At 63.3% G+C, this 18,638-nt stretch carries 18 protein-coding genes and 1 pseudogene; 7 read left to right on the top strand and 12 right to left on the bottom strand.

Annotated features, from left to right (window positions below; translation table 11 throughout):
* Positions 1–51: 51 nt before the first annotated feature.
* From HQ843_RS14185 to HQ843_RS14170, 4 genes are all read left to right on the top strand, one after another.
* Positions 52–519, top strand: coding sequence for an RDD family protein (locus HQ843_RS14185; protein ID WP_180897713.1), 468 nt, complete (start codon positions 52–54; stop codon positions 517–519).
* A 94-nt stretch (positions 520–613) separates the two neighbouring features.
* The gene (locus tag HQ843_RS14180; RefSeq protein WP_180897714.1) at positions 614–1,366 is read left to right on the top strand and encodes an arginyltransferase; all 753 of its coding nucleotides are present in this window, start codon (positions 614–616) and stop codon (positions 1,364–1,366) included.
* 123 nt (positions 1,367–1,489) lie between these two features.
* Entirely contained in the window at positions 1,490–1,960 is a 471-nt protein-coding gene (mscL, locus tag HQ843_RS14175; protein ID WP_180897715.1) for a large conductance mechanosensitive channel protein MscL, read from the top strand.
* Positions 1,961–2,206: 246 nt separating this feature from the next.
* A complete protein-coding gene (locus HQ843_RS14170; protein WP_180897716.1) occupies positions 2,207–2,836 on the top strand; it encodes a LysE family translocator in 630 nt (209 codons plus the stop codon).
* A 146-nt stretch (positions 2,837–2,982) separates the two neighbouring features.
* Here HQ843_RS14170 and parC read toward each other — a convergent pair whose 3' ends face one another.
* Entirely contained in the window at positions 2,983–5,262 is a 2,280-nt protein-coding gene (gene parC, locus HQ843_RS14165; RefSeq protein ID WP_180897717.1) for a DNA topoisomerase IV subunit A, read from the bottom strand.
* A gap of 169 nt (positions 5,263–5,431) precedes the next feature.
* Here parC and HQ843_RS14160 point away from each other — a divergent pair, with 169 nt between their 5' ends.
* Positions 5,432–6,688, top strand: coding sequence for a hypothetical protein (locus HQ843_RS14160; protein WP_180897718.1), 1,257 nt, complete (start codon positions 5,432–5,434; stop codon positions 6,686–6,688).
* A 65-nt stretch (positions 6,689–6,753) separates the two neighbouring features.
* Here the strand turns inward: HQ843_RS14160 and HQ843_RS14155 are convergent, their stop codons facing one another.
* Genes HQ843_RS14155 through pcaD form a run of 5 tightly spaced genes read right to left on the bottom strand, consistent with a single transcriptional unit; the run spans position 6,754 to position 10,329 of the window.
* Positions 6,754–7,806: a 3-carboxy-cis,cis-muconate cycloisomerase gene (locus HQ843_RS14155; RefSeq protein WP_180897719.1), complete on the bottom strand. Its 1,053-nt coding sequence runs from the start codon at positions 7,804–7,806 to the stop codon at positions 6,754–6,756.
* Between the two features lie 32 nt (positions 7,807–7,838).
* Complete coding sequence (gene pcaG, locus HQ843_RS14150) at positions 7,839–8,438, bottom strand: protocatechuate 3,4-dioxygenase subunit alpha (RefSeq protein WP_180897720.1); 600 nt, start codon at positions 8,436–8,438, stop codon at positions 7,839–7,841.
* A 1-nt stretch (position 8,439) separates the two neighbouring features.
* The gene (gene pcaH / locus HQ843_RS14145) at positions 8,440–9,168 is read right to left on the bottom strand and encodes a protocatechuate 3,4-dioxygenase subunit beta (protein WP_180897721.1); all 729 of its coding nucleotides are present in this window, start codon (positions 9,166–9,168) and stop codon (positions 8,440–8,442) included.
* Complete coding sequence (pcaC, locus tag HQ843_RS14140) at positions 9,161–9,547, bottom strand: 4-carboxymuconolactone decarboxylase (RefSeq protein ID WP_180897722.1); 387 nt, start codon at positions 9,545–9,547, stop codon at positions 9,161–9,163. The genes pcaH and pcaC overlap by 8 nt, the downstream gene beginning before the upstream one ends.
* Positions 9,547–10,329, bottom strand: a complete 783-nt coding sequence (pcaD, locus tag HQ843_RS14135) for a 3-oxoadipate enol-lactonase (protein WP_210275221.1) — start codon at positions 10,327–10,329, stop codon at positions 9,547–9,549. Before pcaD ends, pcaC begins: the two co-directional genes overlap by 1 nt.
* Before the next feature lie 88 nt (positions 10,330–10,417).
* On the opposite strand from pcaD, the gene HQ843_RS14130 reads away from it, so the two are divergent.
* Complete coding sequence (locus HQ843_RS14130) at positions 10,418–11,344, top strand: LysR substrate-binding domain-containing protein (protein WP_180897724.1); 927 nt, start codon at positions 10,418–10,420, stop codon at positions 11,342–11,344.
* 52 nt (positions 11,345–11,396) lie between these two features.
* Here HQ843_RS14130 and HQ843_RS14125 read toward each other — a convergent pair.
* The 5 genes and pseudogenes from HQ843_RS14125 to HQ843_RS14105 all read right to left on the bottom strand — a co-directional run.
* Positions 11,397–11,570 (bottom strand): annotated as a pseudogene (locus HQ843_RS14125) (AraC family transcriptional regulator); the annotation flags it as partial.
* Positions 11,571–11,626: 56 nt separating this feature from the next.
* Positions 11,627–12,406, bottom strand: coding sequence for an ATP-binding cassette domain-containing protein (locus HQ843_RS14120; protein WP_180897725.1), 780 nt, complete (start codon positions 12,404–12,406; stop codon positions 11,627–11,629).
* Position 12,407: 1 nt separating this feature from the next.
* A complete protein-coding gene (locus HQ843_RS14115; RefSeq protein ID WP_180897726.1) occupies positions 12,408–13,538 on the bottom strand; it encodes an ABC transporter permease in 1,131 nt (376 codons plus the stop codon).
* A gap of 113 nt (positions 13,539–13,651) precedes the next feature.
* On the bottom strand, positions 13,652–14,599 hold the full coding sequence (locus HQ843_RS14110; RefSeq protein ID WP_180897727.1) for a sugar ABC transporter substrate-binding protein: 948 nt from the start codon (positions 14,597–14,599) through the stop codon (positions 13,652–13,654).
* Positions 14,600–14,874: 275 nt separating this feature from the next.
* Complete coding sequence (locus HQ843_RS14105) at positions 14,875–15,636, bottom strand: SDR family NAD(P)-dependent oxidoreductase (RefSeq protein WP_180897728.1); 762 nt, start codon at positions 15,634–15,636, stop codon at positions 14,875–14,877.
* Positions 15,637–15,766: 130 nt separating this feature from the next.
* Between HQ843_RS14105 and HQ843_RS14100 the strand changes: the two genes are divergently transcribed.
* Entirely contained in the window at positions 15,767–16,657 is an 891-nt protein-coding gene (locus HQ843_RS14100) for an AraC family transcriptional regulator (RefSeq protein WP_180897729.1), read from the top strand.
* A gap of 43 nt (positions 16,658–16,700) precedes the next feature.
* Here the strand turns inward: HQ843_RS14100 and aspS are convergent, their stop codons facing one another.
* Complete coding sequence (gene aspS / locus HQ843_RS14095; protein ID WP_180897730.1) at positions 16,701–18,488, bottom strand: aspartate--tRNA ligase; 1,788 nt, start codon at positions 18,486–18,488, stop codon at positions 16,701–16,703.
* Positions 18,489–18,638 lie beyond the last annotated feature (150 nt).

Genomic DNA, 18,638 nt, shown 5'->3' with positions numbered 1-18,638 from the left:
CGGCCGATACCCACATCGGGTCTGAAACCACCATCGACGACGGAGACAGCGATGAGCCTTGAACGCAACATGACCTATTCGGCCCCGCCCGCCAGCCATGCCTATTCCGGCGTGCTGTCGCGGCGCGTTCTGGCGTTCCTCTTCGATTACATCATCATTGCCATCCTCTGGGTGCCGGCCGCCGTGCTGCTGTTCTTCGTCGGCATCGCCACGCTCGGTCTCGCCTTTTTCCTCTATCCGGTTCTGTATTTCATCGTGGCCGCGCTTTATTTCGGCTTCAGCCTCGGCGGTTCGGCCCAGGCCTCGCCCGGCATGCGGGCGATGGGCCTCAGAATGCTGCGCACCGACGGGCTCAGGATCGATTTCCTGACCGCGCTGGTTCACCTGGCGCTGTTCTGGCTGTTCAACTCGCTGCTGACGCCGCTGATCCTGCTGGTCGGCCTGTTCACCGACCGCAAGCGCCTGCTCCACGATTTCCTGATCGGCGCCGTCGTGGTGCGCGAGGAAGCACGCTACTGACCTGCGGGAAATATATCTCCTCGAAACCACGAAGGTTGACGTTCCCGCGAATTGCGCCATGCTGTGATGAGTTTCGTTGCATGGTGCGCCGGGCATGAATACGCAAACCACTCAGTCACCGCAGTTCTATCTGACCGCGCCGGCGCAATGCCCTTATCTTGAGGCGGAGCGCGAGCGCAAGGTATTTACCCATCTCGTCGGCCCGCGCGCAGGCGAGATGAACGACCTGTTGACCCAGGGCGGGTTCCGGCGCTCGCAGAACATCGCCTATCGGCCGGCCTGCGAACATTGTCGCGCCTGCGTTTCGGTACGCATCGTCGCCGGGGAATATACCCCCACCCGCTCGCTGCGCCGGATACAGGCCAAAAACGCCGATCTCGTCGGCGTCGAACGGCCGGCCTTTGCCACAACCGAGCAGTTCGACCTGTTCCGCACCTATCTCGACAGCCGCCACCAGCGCGGCGGCATGGCCGACATGACCCTCGACGATTACAAGGTGATGGTGGAGGAAACCCATGTGGAGACCCGCCTGATCGAATATCGCGTGGCGACCGGCCTGCTGGAGGATGACGGCGAACTGGTGGCCGTCGCGCTTTCCGATTTCATGGTCGACGGGCTTTCCATGGTCTATTCGTTCTTCAACCCGGCCTATGTGAAGCGCTCGCTCGGAAGCTTCATGATTGTCGACCATGTCGAGCGCGCGCAGATGCTGGGCCTGCCCTATGTCTATCTCGGCTATTGGGTGAAGGGCTCCAGGAAGATGGATTACAAGAAGCGCTTCCAGCCGCAGGAACATCTGACGGGACAGGGCTGGGAACGCGCCACGGCGGACGACCTGGAGATTTAGCCCGTCGGCGCCTTCCACTATTTTTTCCTGCCCCCGAGTGGAAGCGGACGCGCGCTTGCGCTAAGTTCGCTCAAAGTTATCAATGCGATGCGGCCATGCATCGCCAAAAAGGGGTCAGAGCGCATGCTGAAAGAATTTCGTGATTTCATCGCAAGGGGTAACGTCGTCGACATGGCGGTGGGCATTATCGTGGGGGCCGCGTTCACCGCGATCGTCCGATCGGTGGTCTCCGATCTCATCGATCCGCTCATCGGCCTGATCGTCGGCGGCATCGATTTCTCCGATATGTATGTGGTCCTGAGCGGCGCCGTGCCGGAGGGCGCGAGCCTTGCGGCGGCGCGCGAGGAAGGGGCCGCGATCTTCGCCTATGGCGCGTTCATCTCCGCGGTTATCAATTTCATGATCATCGCCTTCGTGGTGTTCATGCTGGTCAAGGCGATCAACCGTATGCGCGCCACCGCCGAGGCCCACAGGAAGGCTGCCGAGGAGCAGGCCGCCGTGCCCAATCCGCCGCCCGGCCCGAGCGAGCTTCAGGTGCTGCTCGAAATCCGCGACGAACTGAGAAAGCGGGACGCCGACGCAGCTTCGCGCTAAATCGTGGCTGGTGACCCAACGCCGAAATGATCTTGCCATGTTCTTGATTTGTTCGTAAAATGAGCTACTCGAACCTTGAGCATTTCGCAGTCAGGTGGAATCACCTGTCGTCCGCGAAAATGCGTCAAAACAAATAGATAGAGCATTTCTGGTGATCCCGTTTTCACCGGAAATGCTCTAGGATGGCATCAGGTCCCTACCCGACCTCTGTCCAGTACCGAAACAGCAAGCTGAAAGCATCGCCTCATGCTCAGTGAATATCTGCCGCAACTCATACTTGCCTGGTCCATCCTGCTGGTCGGCGTCGTTTCGCCGGGGCCGAGCGTGATGCTGATCCTGGGGGTGGCGATGGCTCAGGGCCGCGGCGCGGCCGTGGCGACGGCGCTGGGGGTTGCCTGCGGCAGCATGACGCTCTCGATCGCGACCGTGCTCGGGCTGTCGATCATCTTCGCCCAGCTTGCCCATGCGATGGAGATCGTCCGGTTCGTCGGCGCCGGCTACCTGTTCTTTCTCGCCTTCAAATCCTTCGGCAAGATGCTCAATCCGCCGCCGCTCTCACCCTTGGCGCCCGGCCTGCGCTCATTCCGGCGGCAGGTCGCCGGCGGCTATCTCCTGCAGGTTTCCAACCCCAAGGCCATCATGTTCTGGCTGGCGATCGCGGGCGTCGGCGGGGTCGGCGACGCACCTTTCTCGATTATCGTGCTGTTCGTCGCGGGCTCGTTCCTGATGTCGTTCACCGGCCACGGCGCCTATGCCCTGCTTCTGTCCAGCAGCATGGTGCGCGCCGGCCTCACGCGCTTCCGCCGCGTGGTGGAAGCCGCGCTCGGCGGTTTCTTCGTGTTTGCGGGGGTGAAGCTGCTGACGGCGAGGGTTTGAACCCGGGAGGTCAGGCAGAGCCAGCATCTCGGCCCGGTGGTGAGCGGCGATTGGAAGCCGGCGTCTCAGCCCGCGTGAAATGGCCGTGGCGTGACACGGCGGCCGCCCTGTAACGCGCCTTTCGCCGCAGCGCTCCGCTGAAACGCCTACCCCCGAAACGTGCCGTTCCTCGGGAAGCCCTTCGGCGCGATCCGGCCGGCCATGGCGCGGTCGCCGAGCCATTCGAGCAGTTCGTCCTTGCCGCGCATATGGGTGCGGCCGGCGCTGTCGGTCCAGGTGAGACCGTCCGCGAGCGCGAAACAGCGGGCGTCGGAAAGACCGCCATCCTTGTAGCGTTGCAGGCGCACGCCCTTGCCGCGCGCCATTTCGGCGACCTGCGCCATCGGAAACACGATCAGCTTGCGGTTTTCGCCGATGACGGCGACGTGATCGCCTGTCGCCGGCGTCAGCAGCTTGACCTCGTCCTTGGCCGTGACATTCATCACCTGCTTGCCCTTGCGGGTGTTGGCGACCATCTGGTCTTCCTCGATGATGAAGCCGTTGCCGGCGGTCGAGGCGATCAGCTGCCTGCGGCCGGGCTCATGCACGAAGGCGGTGACGACGTCCTGATCGGCATCGAGATCGACCATGATGCGCAGCGGCTCGCCATGGCCGCGCCCGCCCGGCAGCTTGTCGGCGCCGAGCGTGAAGGCGCGCCCGCCGGTGGTGACGATCAGAAGCTTGTCGGTGGTCTGCGCCGGGAAGGCGAACTTCAGGCTGTCGCCCTCCTTGAAGGCGACGCCGGAGGTATCGACATGGCCCTTCAGCGCCCGGATCCAGCCCTTGTCGGAAACCACGATCGTCACCGGTTCCTTCTCGATCATCGCCTGCTGGATCGCCTCGACATCGGTGTCCGGCGCGATGTCGAAGGTGGAGCGGCGGCGGCCAAGCTCGGTCGCCTTGGCGAAGGTCTTCTTGACCTCGCCGATCTCCCAGGCGACCGTCTTCCACTGCTGTTCCTCTGACGCCAGAAGCGACTCGATCTCCGCCTTTTCCGCCGTCAGCGCGTCGAATTCCTTGCGGATCTCGATTTCCTCGAGCTTGCGCAAGGCGCGCAGCCGCATGTTGAGGATCGCTTCCGCCTGCACATCGGTGATCCCGAAGCGGGCGATCATCACCGCCTTCGGCTCGTCCTCCTCGCGGATGATCCTGATCACCTCGTCAAGGTTCAGATAGGCGACCAGCAGGCCGCCGAGGATTTCGAGACGCCGGTCGATCGCGGCAAGGCGGTGGCGGGAGCGGCGCTGCAGCACTTCACGGCGGTGGCCGAGCCATTCCTTCAGCACGTCGACGAGGCCCATCACCTTGGGCACCTTGCCCTGCGACAGCACGTTCATATTCATCGAGAAGCGCTGCTCGAGATCAGTGAGCTTGAACAGCGATTCCATCATGAGTTCCGGGTCGACCGCGCGCGATTTCGGCACCAGCACGACGCGGATATCCTCCGCCGATTCATCCTGGATATCCTCGAGCAGCGGCAGCCGGCGGGCGATCAGCAGTTCGGCGATCTTCTCGATCAGCCGCGATTTCTGCACGCCATAGGGAATTTCGGTGATGACGATCTGGTAATTGCCGCGGCCGAGATCCTCCTTTTCCCAGCGCGAGCGCAGCCGGAAGCCGCCGCGGCCGGTCTTGTAGGTCTCGACCATCGAGGCGAAATCCTCGACGATGATGCCGCCGGTCGGAAAATCCGGGCCCTGGATCATGTTGGCCTTCGGGCCTTCGGCGCCCGGCAGCGTCATGATGTCCTCGACGGTCGCGTCGGGATGCTTGATCAGATAGATCGCCGCCTCGCACAATTCGTGGGCGTTGTGGGGCGGGATCGAGGTCGCCATGCCGACGGCAATGCCGGTGGAACCGTTGGCGAGCAGGTTCGGAAAGGCGCCGGGCATCACCACCGGCTCCTCGTCCTCCTCGTTATAGGTCGGGCGGAAGTCGACGGCATCCTCGCCGATGCCGTCCAGCATCAGCGCCGCCACAGCGGTCATGCGCGCCTCGGTGTAGCGCATGGCGGCGGCGCTGTCGCCGTCGATATTACCGAAATTGCCCTGGCCGTCGACCATTGGATAGCGCTGGGCGAAATCCTGCGACAGGCGCACCAGCGCGTCGTAGATCGAGGCGTCGCCATGGGGGTGGAACTTACCCATGACGTCGCCGACGATGCGGGCGCATTTCTTGTAGGCGGCGCCCGGACGCACGCCGATCTCGCTCATGCCGTGGATGATGCGGCGATGCACGGGCTTCAGACCGTCGCGCACATCCGGCAGCGCGCGGTGCATGATCGTCGAAAGCGCATAGGCGAGGTAGCGTTCCTCCAGCGCTTTGCGCAGGTCTACGGCGTCAACATGGTCATCGCCGTTATCTGGTGGCGTAATTTCTTTTCCCATGGGTTTCTGTTAGAGGATGCAACCCTCGCCCGCAAGGCAGGAGGCCCGCAATCCCCTGAAAACAAGGGAAATCGGACCGTATGCGAAGGACGTTCATAGCAAAATTGCAATTCGGCCTTATATGGCCAATAAACGATCGAACAACGCCAACTTTTTCAGGGAGCACCCCATGCGCACCGCACGTCTCACCCAGGTTTTCCTCGCCGGCAGTTTTCTGGCAGCATCGGGCGCTCCCGCATTCGCCCTCGACACCGACGATCTGATGGCCAAGCTGAAGGCCGTCGCCGAGAAGCAGTCAAACATCACCTTCACCTATGACAGCGTCGAGGAAGGTCCGGACGGAGACGTCACGGTATCGGGCGTGGTCTTCAGCCCCTCGTCAGCGCAACCGGAAGCGTTCGGCCCGCTTGAGCAGAAGGAACCGATCACGCTCAACTTCGAAAATGTCACGGAAAACGCCGATGGCAGCTATATGATCGGCAAGTCCACCGTATCCGACGTCGACTTCACCGCCGACGAAGCCGAGATCGGCATCGGCCGGATGACCGAGACCAATGTTCATGTGCCCGCCGAACCCGATTTCAAGATGATGTCCGGCTGGGGCTATGGCGAAAGCAGCGAGATCGAGGACATCACCGTCGCCGTGGAAGGCGCGACCGTCCTGACCGTCGCGCTTACAAAGGCCACCCAGCATTTCAACGCGGCGCGCACCAAGGCCGACTATCTGGTAAACCTCACCGGCATTACGCTCGATCTCGCCAGCACTGACGAGATGGAGCCGACGACCCGCGCCATGCTCGATAAGCTGGATCTGCTGCAGACCAATTCCACGGTCACGATCAACGGCAACTGGGATCTGGAAACCGGCGATTTCGACGTCGCAAGCTACAGCATCGCCACCGAGAATGTCGGCACGCTCGATTTCAGCATGGAACTGACCGGCCTCACGCTCGAGACGATGGAAACCCTCCAGAAAATCTCCGAGATCGCCCAGGCCGAGGAGATGGGCGACGAGGACGAGAGCGAGGCAGCGGATGATACAGCCTCCGAGGTCAGTCCCTATCAGGAAGAACTGATGAAGCTTGGCCAGGCCATCGGCGTCAACGGCCTGTCGATCCGTTTCAACGACGACGGCATCACCAATCGGGTGGTTGACGCGCTCGCCGAGGAAAAGAACATCTCGACCGATGCGCTGATCACCGAATGGAAGGGGCAGATGACCGCAGGCCTTGCTGGGCTCGAAATGCCCGATCTCGCCTCAGCCATCTCGTCGGCCGTCGACAGCTATTTCGCCGATCCGCAAAGTTTCACGGTCAGCATCAAGCCGCAGATGCAGATGCCCGTTCTGGCGGTCGTGATGGCAGGGGTCGCCGCGCCGAAGGCCATTCCCCAGCTTCTCAACCTCGAGATCAAGGCCAATCAGTAACAAGACGACCCCGGCGGGTCACCTGCCGGGGTATCGGGCTCACGGGAGCGAATGCCTGAAGGTCTTTAAACCGTTCCCATCCGCTCCACGCCAGCCGTCACCGCCAGCCCCGCCGAAAGCGATCTGGCGGTGGCTGCCGCCATTTGCGGCAGGATCATCCATTCGAGCGACCAGGCAGCGCCGGAGCGCTCCTGCTCGTGGACCATCGCCTGATGCATGCCGGAAACCTGCACGGCATTGAAGCGGGCAAGCGTCACCAGAAGTTCCGCCAGCACCGGGTTCTGCTTGTGCGGCATGGCCGAGGAGCCGCCACCGCCGGAAAGCGCGATCTCGCCGATGCCCTGCTGCGCCATCAGCGCGATATCCTGACCGATCTTGCCGAGCGTACCGGAAACGAGCGAGAGAAAACCGGCATATTCCGCAATCCCGTCGCGGCGCGCCTGCCAGGAGCGCGCGGTCGGATGAAGCCCGAGGCTTAGCGCCACATGATCCGTCACAGCCTGCGCCTTGTCGCCGAGCGCCTTGCGATCGCCGGCAGCTCCGCCGACCTGCACGCGCTCGACCCTCGGGCGCAACGCGGCAAGGCGCTCCGCATGATCGGCGAGCGGTTCGCGCCATGCGGCAATCCTGTCGGCCGCCGTGATTTCCGTTGCGACCTGCATCCGGGTGCGCCCCATCAGGCGATTGCCGCCAAAGCGGCTCTCCAGCCCGGCAAGCGCGTCCGAAAGAGTAGAAATCCTCGCCGCGATCAGTGCGGAGGTTTCCTTCAGCGTCAGCGCCAGTGCGGTGTCGATCACGTCCTGCGAGGTCGAACCGGTGTGGACCGCAGTTTCCCCCGCCACAGCCTTCAGCGCCCGCACCAGAGCCAGCACCGGCACGCCGTCCACGGCCGTGCCGGCGCGGATATCCCCGTCATCGACATGCGCCGCAAGAATGGCCGCGGCCGCCCTTTCGGCGGTCCCGGCATCGGCAAGTCCGCAGGCGCCAAGCGCCCTCGCCCACGCGGCTTCGAAGGCCAGCATGTGCGAACGCCGCCGTTCATGCGACCAGATCGCGGCGATCTCGCCATCGCCGAACAGGCCGCAAAGCCACGGATCATCGAAAACACTTGCCGTCATGATTTCACCTTATACCAGGGACCGACCGGCGCTTACATATCCAGAAACACCGTCTCGCCCTCGCCCTGAAGCCGGATATCGAAGCGGTATTTCCCCGCGCCGGTCTTCTTCGCAATCAGCGTCTCCACCCGCGGGCGATATTCGATACGGGCGAGGATCGGGTCTGCGGTATTGTCCTCGTCGTCAAAATAGATCCGTGTCTGCAGCCCGATATTGATGCCGCGCGCGACGATCCAGAGCGCGATATGCGGGGCCTGGAACGCCCCGGAGCGATGGCGGACGGCGCCGGGCTTTACCGTGCGCAGCATGAATTCGCCGCTCTCGGCATCGGCGGCAAACCGGCAGAAGCCGGAAACCTTCGGGTCCGCCCCGTCCTCGCCGGCGAACCTGCCGCTGGAATCCGCCTGCCAGCTTTCGAGCAGCGCATCGCGCAGCGCATAGCCGACGCCGTCATAGACCGAGCCGGCAATCTCGATGATCTCGCCCGAAGCGCCATCCTCGAACGCGCTTGTGCCGAACTCCTCGTCATAATAGCCGCCATTGCCCGCATGGGTCGGCATCAGGCCGATATGAACATAGGGACCGGCTGTCTGGGACGCGGTTTCGCGCAGCCTGTTCAGTTTCTGGGCCATATCACATCCCCTCCAGTCTGTTCTCGAACATGGTCTGGCGTCGGCCGCGCAGCACGATATCGAACTTGTAGGCAAGAAAATCCAGCGGCCGCGAAGCGCCCATATCGAGCGGCGCGACCAGGCTGTCGAGCTGGCCGCGATCGCGCACGGTGTTGGCGATCGGACAGAGCGGGATCAGGGGATCGCCCTCGAAATACATCTGCGTGATCAGCCGCTGGCCGAAGCTGTGGCCGAAGATCGACAAATGGATATGCATCGGCCGCCAGTCATTGCCGCGATTTGGCCAGGGATAGGCGCCCGGGCGGATGGTCAGGAACTGGTAGTAGCCGTTCTCGTCCGTCAGCGCGCGTCCGCAGCCGCCGAAATTGGGGTCGAGCGGCGCCAGATAGCTGTCCTTCTTGTGGCGGTAGCGTCCGCCGGCATTGGCCTGCCATATCTCGACCAGCGTGTGGGGCACGGCTTTCGCATTCTCATCCAGCACATGGCCGTGAACGAGAATGCGCTCGCCGATCGCCGGCGCCTCGCCTTTGGACCAGTTGAGGATCAGGTTGTTGTCGAGCGCGCCGAAGCGGGAATGGCCGAAAACCGGGCCGGTCTCCTCCGTCGGGCCGCTTTCCAGCGAAAGCAGCGGCAGGTTGGGCGAGCGCGTGACCGAGGTCTTGTAGCCGGGGTCATAGGCGGGCGGATGCGCCGAGCGGTCGCGCGGGATCAGTGGTCCCAGATCAGTCATCGGATGGCTCCTCCATTTCCTTGTATGTCTCCTTGGCGAGTTTCAGCGCATGATTGGCGCGCGGAACGCCGGCATAGATCGCGACATGCTGAAACGCCTCCTGCACGTCGCGCTTGCTGGCCCCGGTGCGGGCGGTGGCGCGGATATGCATCGGGATTTCGGAAAAATTGCCGGTTGCGGCAAGCAGCGCCAGCGTCAGCATCGACCGTTCGCGCGGCGTAATGCCGTCGGACGCCCAGACCGTGCCCCAGGCGCTTTCGGTGATCAGTTCCTGAAACGGCGCGTCGAATTCGCTCTTGTCCGCCTCGGCGCGATCGACATGGGCATCGCCCAAAATGGCGCGGCGCGCCCGCATGCCGTTGTCGTAACGTTCGCTCATCAACCGGTCCTTTTCAGAAAATCGGCGATCAGCCGGGCCGTTTCGGCGGGTTGTTCGACGCAGGGCAGATGCCCCGCCCCGGCGATGACGTGGAATTCGCCGTTGCAGAGCTCGGCGGTCCGGCGCACCAGATCGGGCGGCGTCGAACCATCCTGATCGCCGACAAGCGCCAGCACCGGCAGGCTCAGCGCGCGCGTGGTTTCGGTATAGTCCGCGCCGCTGATCGCCGCGCAGCATCCGGCATAGCCTTCGGCCGGCGTGCGCACCAGCATGTTGCGCCAGGCGGGAAATTCAGGGGAATTCTCGCGGAAATCCCCGGTAAACCAGCGCTGCAGCACAACATCCGCCATGGGGCCGATGCCGGGTCCGAGCGCCGTCTCGATCCGGGTCTGCCACATCTCCGGCGTGCCGATCTTCGCCGCCGTGTCCATCAGCACCAGCGCCTTCACCAGATCCGGCCGCCTTGCCGCAAGCCCCTGCCCGATCAGCCCGCCAATCGAAAGGCCGACGAAGGTGATATCGGACAGTCCGAGCGCGGCGCAGACATTTTCCGCGTCGCCGACGAGGTCTTCCATGGCGTAGGGATGGGGCGGCGCATCGGAAAGCCCGTGGCCGCGCTTGTCGAAGCGCACCAGCCGCAAGCCTTGCGGCAACAGCGGCAGCAGGGCGTCGAACACCCGCATGTCGGTGCCAAGCGAATTGGCGAACACCAGCGTCCGGCCGTCCTTCGGCCCGTCATCGCGGACATTGATGCGGATATTACCGCTCGAAATCGTCAGCATTTTCATTCCTCCGGTCGCGACTTTGCCATAGCCGCAATGGGAATAAAATTATAAAAGAACACGGAACATATATCTTGCAGGTTATAGTATGCTTCATCCACGTCTTCGCCTCCGACATCTGAACTGCTTTCTGGAGACCGCGCGTCTGGGCAGTCTGTCCGCCGCCGCCGATGCCCTGAAGATCAGCCAGCCGGCAGCCTCGAAAACCATCCAGGAGCTTGAGGAGATGATGGGGGCGGCGCTGTTCGACCGCAGCGGCAGACGGCTTACGCTGCTGCCGGCCGGACGGCTGTTCCAGCAATCGGCGGGCACGGCGCTTGGCGAGCTGTCGCGTGCCCAGGCGCTGCTGCAGGGCGGCGCGGCGGAGACGTGCCGGATTGCCGCCGGCGTGTTGCCGTCAGCGGCGAGCGGGCTGTTTCCGGATGCGGCCGAGGCCTTCCGCAAGCGTCATCCGGCCGCAACGCTCAGGGTTTCGACCGGTCCCAACTGGCTGCTGCTCTCCCAGTTGCGCGAGGGCGCGCTCGACATCGTGGTGGGTCGCATGCCGCCGACAGGCGCCGGCGACGGCCTCACCTTCCGGCAATTATACTGGGAGCGCGTGGTGCCGGTGGTCCGGCCCGGTCACCCGCTTGTCGGACGGCCCTGGTCGGCGGAGGATTTCCTGCGCTTTCCGCTGATGCTGCCGCCGTCGGGCGCGGTGATCCACGCCTCGGTGCGCGCTTTTCTGCAATCGCTGGGGCTCGCCATGCCAACGCCCGCCTACGAGAATGTCTCCCACACGTTCGGCCGCCGCGTGGTCGAGACCTCCGATACGATCTGGTTCATCTCGCAGGGCGTGGTCGCGACCGAGCTTGCGGCGGGGTCGCTGACCGTGCTGCCGGTTCGCAACGAACTCCTCGGCGGCCCCGTCGGCATCTCCCTTCGCCAAAACGCTTCCGCTTCGCGCGAGCTTCAGGCGCTGATCGAAGAGCTTGAGGCCATCGCAAGCCGCGATCCGTCGCGGGGCCCGGCCTGAATGCGAAAACCTCCGGTTCAGGTTTTCGGGAGAGCGACCTGCGAAAGGCAAGCGAGGTCTGGCCGGTGCGCGCCTTGAACCGTTCGTAGAACCGGCTGCTCGATCCGAAACCGCAATCATAGGCGATATTCAGGATCGGGGCGTCGGTGTTCAATCTGACAGTGCTCGTTTGCCCCTTTGCGTCACCTTCCGGCTTGACCGGAGGATTGAGGACAATACGACGCACATTGTCGAGTTCCGATCAATGCCTTGAGTGCAATCGAGGCGGCGCTATCCGCGTCCTCAAACGGTACCGCCCAGTGACGATTCCAGCGTGGCCATCTCCCGTCCGCCGGCCATCAGGTCCTGCAATTCCTCCGCGCCGATCTCGCCGCGTTTGGCGGTGCCCAGCGTCTGGCCGTGGTTGATGACGGTGAAGCGGTCGCCGACGGCGAGCGCGTGGCGGACATTGTGGGTGATGAAGATCACGCCGACGCCGGCCTTGCGCACCCTGTCGATGGTCGACAGAACATTGGCGGTCTGGCGCACGCCGAGCGCCGAGGTCGGTTCGTCCAGGATCAGCACGCGGGCGCCGAAATAGACGGCGCGGGCGATCGCCACCGTCTGCCGCTCGCCGCCCGAAAGCGTGCCGACGGCCTGATCGGCCGAGCGCAGATGGATGCCCATCTTCGCCATTTCCTCGATCGTGATCGCGCCGGCGCGTTTGTGGTCGAAGACCTTGACGGGCCCGAAGCGCTTCTCCGGCTCGCGTCCCATCCAGAAATTGCGGGTCACCGACATCAGCGGGATCATCGCCAGATCCTGGTAGACCGTGGCGATGCCCGCTGCCATCGCATCGCGCGGGTCGGAGAACACCTTCTCCTTGCCATCGACCAGAATGCGCCCGGCGCTCGGCTTGTGAACGCCGGACATGGTCTTGATGAAGGTCGACTTGCCGGCGCCGTTGTCGCCGAGCAGGCAATGGCACTCCCCCGCGAAAACCGAAAGCGATACGCCGGCGAGCGCAATGACCGGGCCGAAATGCTTTTCGATGTCGACGAGTTCGATCAGGGGTTCGCTCATGTCAGCGTTCTCCCGTTATGGAACGGCGGATATAGGTGTTGAGGATCACCGCCAGAAGCAGGATGACGCCGAGGAACACCCGGAACAGCGAGCTTTCGACGCCGGCGAAGAACAGGCCCTGCTGGACCACGCCGAAGATCAGCGCGCCGAGCGCGGCGCCGATGACGGAGCCATAGCCGCCGGTGAGCAATGCGCCGCCGATGACCACCGAAATGATCGCCTCGAACTCCTTCAAAAGCCCGCGGTCGGCCGCCGCCGAGCCGAATTCCATCACCTGGCAGGTGGCGAACACCGTGGCGCAGAAGGCGGTCAGCATGAACATCATGATCTTCACCCGGTTGACGGGCACGCCGACATAGCGCGCCGCCTGCGCATCGCCGCCGGCGGCGAAAATCCAGTTGCCGAATTTGGTGCGCACCAGAATGAAATGACCGATCACGATCAGCACCAGCGCCCAGACCACCAGCATCGGAATGCCCTCGACCACCGGCTGGCCGGCGCGGGGACCGGCCACGAATTTGCCGATCATGTCGTGCTCGGCAAGCCAGGTGAAAAGCCCCTTCAGCACAGTGCCGCCGAAAAGTGCCGCCAGCCAGTCGCCTTCGGCGGCCTCGCGCACGCCGCCGATGATGGTCTTCGAGGTGGTTGTGATGGCGATATAGATGGTCAGGCCCCTCAGAATGAACAGGAAGGCGAGCGTGACGATGAACGAGGGAAGCCCGGTGCGGATGACCAGATAGCCGTTCAGCGCGCCGATCGCGAGCGCCAGCGCGAATGTGGCGAGGATCGCAAGCCAGGCCGGCACACCCAACTGCACCGTCAGGAGCGCGATGATAATGCCCGAGAAGCCGATCATCGAGCCAATCGAGAGATCGAACTCGCCGGCGATCATCAAGAGGCAGGCGCCGACGGCGAGGATCGCGAACTGCGCCGAGACCGTGCCCCAGTTGATGAAGCCCTCGGCGGAGAACATGCCGCTGTCGCCGGCGATGAACATGAACAGAACGAACACCAGAATGGCGCCGCAGATGCTGCCGAGTTCCGGGCGCACCAGCGCCTTTCGCCAGCGCGGCACGGCGCGCATGCGCTCCTCCGTGACCATTTCATCAATCGGCTTGCGTGTTTTTGACATGGGGCTCGGTCATTCCTTCTGGCAGGCAAAAAGGCGGCAGCACGACGGCGCGCGGGCCTCTTCACGTGTTGGCAGGAAGCCGCCGCGCGCAGTTGGCGCGCGGCGCTCGCTCTTTAGCGGTATTGACCGGCGTATTTTTCAACCAGCTCGATATTGTCCTTGGTGGTGAAGCCCGGACCGGAATTGATCGAGTTGGAAGGCATCACGCCATAGCGGGCGTAATTGGTCAAAAGCACGACCGGCAGATAACCCTGGAGATAGGGCTGCTGGTCGATCGCGAAGTTGATCGTGCCCGCCTTGATCGCATCGGCGATCGCGGTCGAAAGGTCGAACGTGCCGAAATAGACCTGACCGGCCTGACCCATCTCATCGAGCGCCGCCAGCGTCGGTTCGGCGGAATTGGGGCCGAGCGTCAGGATCGCGCCGGTATCGGGATGGGCGTTGAGATAGGCCATCACCTTCGACTTGACCTCCGACGGGTCCATGCCGCTGTCGATCATCTGGTTGCCGAGTTCGATGCCGAGACCATCGGCAAAGCCCTGGCAGCGTTCGACCGAGGCAGGGTTGGTGATGTAGTGATTGACGCAGACGAAGCTCTCCGCGCCGGATTCCGCCTTGGCGCGCTCGCCGGCAAGCTTGCCGGCGGTATATTCCGGCTGGCCGATATGCATCATCGCGCCAAGCTTCTTCGACTGCTCCTCGGTGCCCGAATTGATCGTGATCACCGGAATGCCCTTGGCGACGGCATCCGAGACCGGGCCGGAGAGCACGTCATAATCGGCGATGGTGACGATGATGCCTTCCGGGTTCGAGGCGGAAGCCTGCTGGACGATGCGCGCCATGTCGGCAAGGTCGCCGCTGGCCGGGTTGCGGTATTCAACCTCCACATCCATCTGCTCGCCCGCCACATTGACGGCGTTCTTGATGGTGTTCCACCAGCTGTCGCTGTCGGGCGCATGCGAGATCAGCACGAAACGCTCGCCTTCCGCCTGCGCTGCGACAGGCAGCATGGCGCCGAACGCCAGCGCTGTGGCCGCAAGGGCCAGTAATTGCTTTTTCATGGATTCCTCCCGTTCAAAACCGGGGCCATCTCCTCACAGCCGACCGGTTTTCTCCCAAACGCGGCCCGCTCCCCGTGCCGCATGAAAAAGGAATTTATATTCCATTCTTTCTCAGTTCAATATTTATCTGCTATTTTTTTGCTCTGCACAGGCGAGCATTAGCATAAAGTATAAGACCCTCGTCCAAGCGGGAAACCGACAAGGACAAGGGCGACTGCAGTTGTAACCGCAATCGCCCTCGTTGGCGCATGGCATTCGACAGGATGTCGTTCCGTTCAGAGTAACATGCCGCCCGAGACCTCAATGCGCTGGCCGTTGACCCAGCGGTTTGCAGGCGACAGCAGCGCCGCGATCATCGGGCCGATATCCTCCGGCTCGCCGGCGCGACCGAGCGCGGTGTTGTCAGCCACCATCCTGTTGACCTCTGGATTGTCGCGCACCATCCCGCCACTGAAATCGGTGGCGATCGCACCGGGCGCCACGGTGTTTGCGGCGATGCCGCGCTCGCCGAGTTCCCGCGCCAGATAGCGCGTCAGCACCTCGATCGCCCCCTTCATCGCGGCATAGGCGGCGCTGCCCGGGAAGGAAAAGCGGGTGAGACCTGAGGAGATGTTGACGATCCGACCGCCGTCGTTCATCAGCGGCAGCAGCGCCTGCGTCAGCAGGAACACGCCCTTGAAGTGGATGTTGTAGAGCCCGTCGAGCTCCTCGGCAGTGGTCGTGGCGATGGCGTTGTGATGCGATGTCCCGGCATTGTTGACGAGATAGTCGAACCGCTCGGCGCCGAGCGTCGCAAGCGCCGCCTTGACCGCCTCGATGAAGGCGGCAAAGCCCGAGACATCACCGGTGTCCAGCGGGAGCGCGATGGCTGTTGCGCCTTCCTCCCTGGCGAGCGCCACGACTTTTTCGGCCTCCGCGCTGTTCGAGTGATAGGTGAAGACCGATGAGACGCCGCTGCGGGCAAGGTTCAGCACCGTGCTGCGGCCAAGCCCGCGGCTGCCGCCGGTAACGATCGCGATCTTTGTTTCATTAGCCATTGTCTTGCTCCATTGAAATCGGGAGGCCGAAAAATAGGCTGGCGCGGCACTTTTCCGAATGTCGGATCGCCACGCGTTCTTGCCTATTCCTGCCTGATACCTATCTCTTGGATACAACGGGGAACGGAGCATGATTGAAGCACTGGCAGCACAGGTAGAGGAATTGACCCGAGAGCGAAGCACGGACGGCCTTTATTCGCCCGAGATCGGCGGCATGCATCTGCTCCGGGTCGAAGCGCGCCACCACGCCTCGATGACGATCTTTCGGCCAGCGCTGTGCCTCGTGCTGCAAGGTGCCAAGTGGACGATGTTCGGCGATCGGCGGCTGGATTACCGCGCGGGACAGGCGCTGGTGACCTCTGTCGAAATGCCCGGCACCAGCCAAGTCGTCGACGCCAGCAGGAGCGATCCCTATCTGGCCTTCATTTTCGAACTCGACCCCGACGCGGTGCGCGCCGTGCTGCAGGGCATGGACAAGCCGCCTTCGCTCACCGGCCCGCGTCGTCGGGGAAGCCGGGTTATCGATTGCGGCTCTCCACTGCTTTCCGGCGTCGCCCGGGCGCTCGACCTGATCGACACACCGGATGCGGCAGCCGTCCTTTATCCCGGCATCATGCGCGAGATCTGCTACTGGCTGCTCTCCGGTCCCGAAGGCGGCGAGATTGCCCGGGTCATGCTGGGCTCCAGCCATGCGCCGAACGTGATCCATGCCGTTCATGCGCTCAGGGCGCGGTTTGCGGAAACGGTGCGCGTGGAGGAACTGGCCGCGATCGCCCGGCTCAGCCCCTCGGCCTTCCACCGCCAGTTCAAGGCCGTCACCGGCATGACTCCGCTGCAATATCAGAAGCAGACGAGACTGCTGGAAGCACGCAACCTCATGCTCACAGGTCTCGCCAACGCCGAAAACGCCGCCTTCCGCGTCGGCTACGAAAGCGCCTCTCAGTTCAGCCGCGAATATGCCCGCATGTTCGGCGCCCCGCCGCGCCGCGACGTCGAGGCGCTCAGCAAAACGGCGGCCTGAGGAAGGCCGCCGTCGTCAACTCACAACAGAGTGAGGAAAAACCTCAGTCCTTCTTCTGCGGCATCAGCCTGAGGCCGAGTTCGCGAAGCTGCGCGGGTTCAGCCTCGGACGGACCGCCCATCAGCAGGTCCTGCGCCTGCTGGTTCATCGGGAACAGCGCGACCTCGCGAACCGTCCTGGCGCCCGCCAGCAGCATCACGATACGGTCGATGCCGAAGGCGCAGCCGCCATGAGGGGGCGCGCCGTACTGGAAGGCGCGGTAGAGGCCGCCGAACTGTTCTTCCACGTCGGCAGCGCTCTTGCCGGTGATCTCGAACGCCTTGACCATGACTTCCGGCAACTGGTTACGGATCGAGCCGGAGGCGATCTCGTAGCCGTTGCAAACGGCGTCATACTGATAGGCCTTGATCGTCAGCGGGTCTTCGTTCTCAAGCGCCTCGAGGCCGCCCTGCGGCATCGAGAACGGGTTGTGCGAGAAATCGACCTTCTTCTCGTCTTCCAGCCATTCGTAGAACGGGAAGTCGACGATCCAGCAGAGCTCGAACCGATCCTTGTCGGTGAGCCCCAACTCATCGCCAACCCGCGTGCGCGCCTCGCCGGCAAACTTGTAGAACTTCGACGGTTCGCCGGCGACGAAGAAGCAGGCATCGCCCTCATCAAGGCCGAGCTGTTCGCGGATCGCCTCGGTGCGCTCCGGGCCGATGTTCTTGGCAAGCGGACCGGCGCCATCCAGCGTCTCGCCTTCCTGGCGCCAGAAGATATAACCAAGCCCCGGCTGGCCCTGGCCTTGCGCCCAGGAATTCATCCGGTCGCAAAACGCGCGCGAACCGCCGGTCTTGGCCGGGATCGCCCAGACTTCGACCTTCGGGTTCTTCTCGATCATGCCGGCGAACACCTTGAAGCCGGAACCGGCGAAATGTTCGGTGACCGGTTCCATCACGATCGGGTTGCGAAGGTCCGGCTTGTCGGAGCCATATTTGCGGATCGCCTCGTCATAGGGAATGCGCGGCCACTTCTTGGTGACCGGCTTGCCGTCGGCGAATTTTTCGAAGACGCCGGTCATCACCGGCTCCATGGTGTCCCAGACATCTTCCTGGGTCACGAAACTCATCTCGACGTCGAGCTGGTAGAATTCGCCCGGCAGGCGGTCGGCGCGCGGGTCCTCGTCGCGGAAGCATGGGGCGATCTGGAAATAACGGTCGAAACCGGCAACCATCAGAAGCTGCTTGTACTGCTGCGGGGCCTGCGGCAGCGCGTAGAACTTGCCCTGATGAATGCGGCTCGGCACCAGAAAGTCGCGCGCGCCCTCGGGCGAGGACGCCGTCAGGATCGGCGTTGAATATTCGCCGAAACCGGCATCGGCCATGGCCGATCGCATCGAGGCGACGATCCTGGTGCGCTTGACGATATTGGCGTGCAGGGTTTCGCGGCGCAGATCCAGGAAGCGGTATTTGAGGCGGACGTCTTCCGGGTATTCGGGCTCGCCGAACACCGGCAGCGGCAGTTCCTTGGCGGCCGCCAGAACCTCGATTTCTTCGGCGTAGAGTTCGATTTCGCCGGTTGCCATGTTCTTGTTGACGGTGTCTTCGGTGCGGGCGCGCACCTTGCCGTCGACGCGAATCACCCATTCGCCGCGCACCTTCTCGGCGGTTGCAAAAGCAGGCGAATCCGGATCGACGACCACCTGGGTCATGCCGTAATGGTCGCGCAGATCGATGAAGAGCAGGCCGCCATGGTCGCGCACGCGGTGCACCCAGCCGGAAAGGCGGGCGGTCTGGCCAACGTCGGACTTGTTGAGGGCGGCACAGGTGTGGCTGCGATAGCGATGCATATTGTCATCCGTAACGGGTTTCAGGGCGCGTGAAGCGGCCCTTATCATGAATTCGCGCGGAAAAGCGCATGACAAGGCCGTTTTGTCAAGAAAAAGCCCCGGGAGGGGCGGAAATCGAAATGCTGACATAGCTTCGGTCCAGACGAGCTG

This window comes from Martelella sp. NC20 (assembly GCF_013459645.1).
In the GTDB taxonomy this organism is placed as follows: domain Bacteria; phylum Pseudomonadota; class Alphaproteobacteria; order Rhizobiales; family Rhizobiaceae; genus Martelella.
Note: the sequence above shows the minus strand (reverse complement) of the source record. Positions and strands in the feature narration are given on the sequence as shown.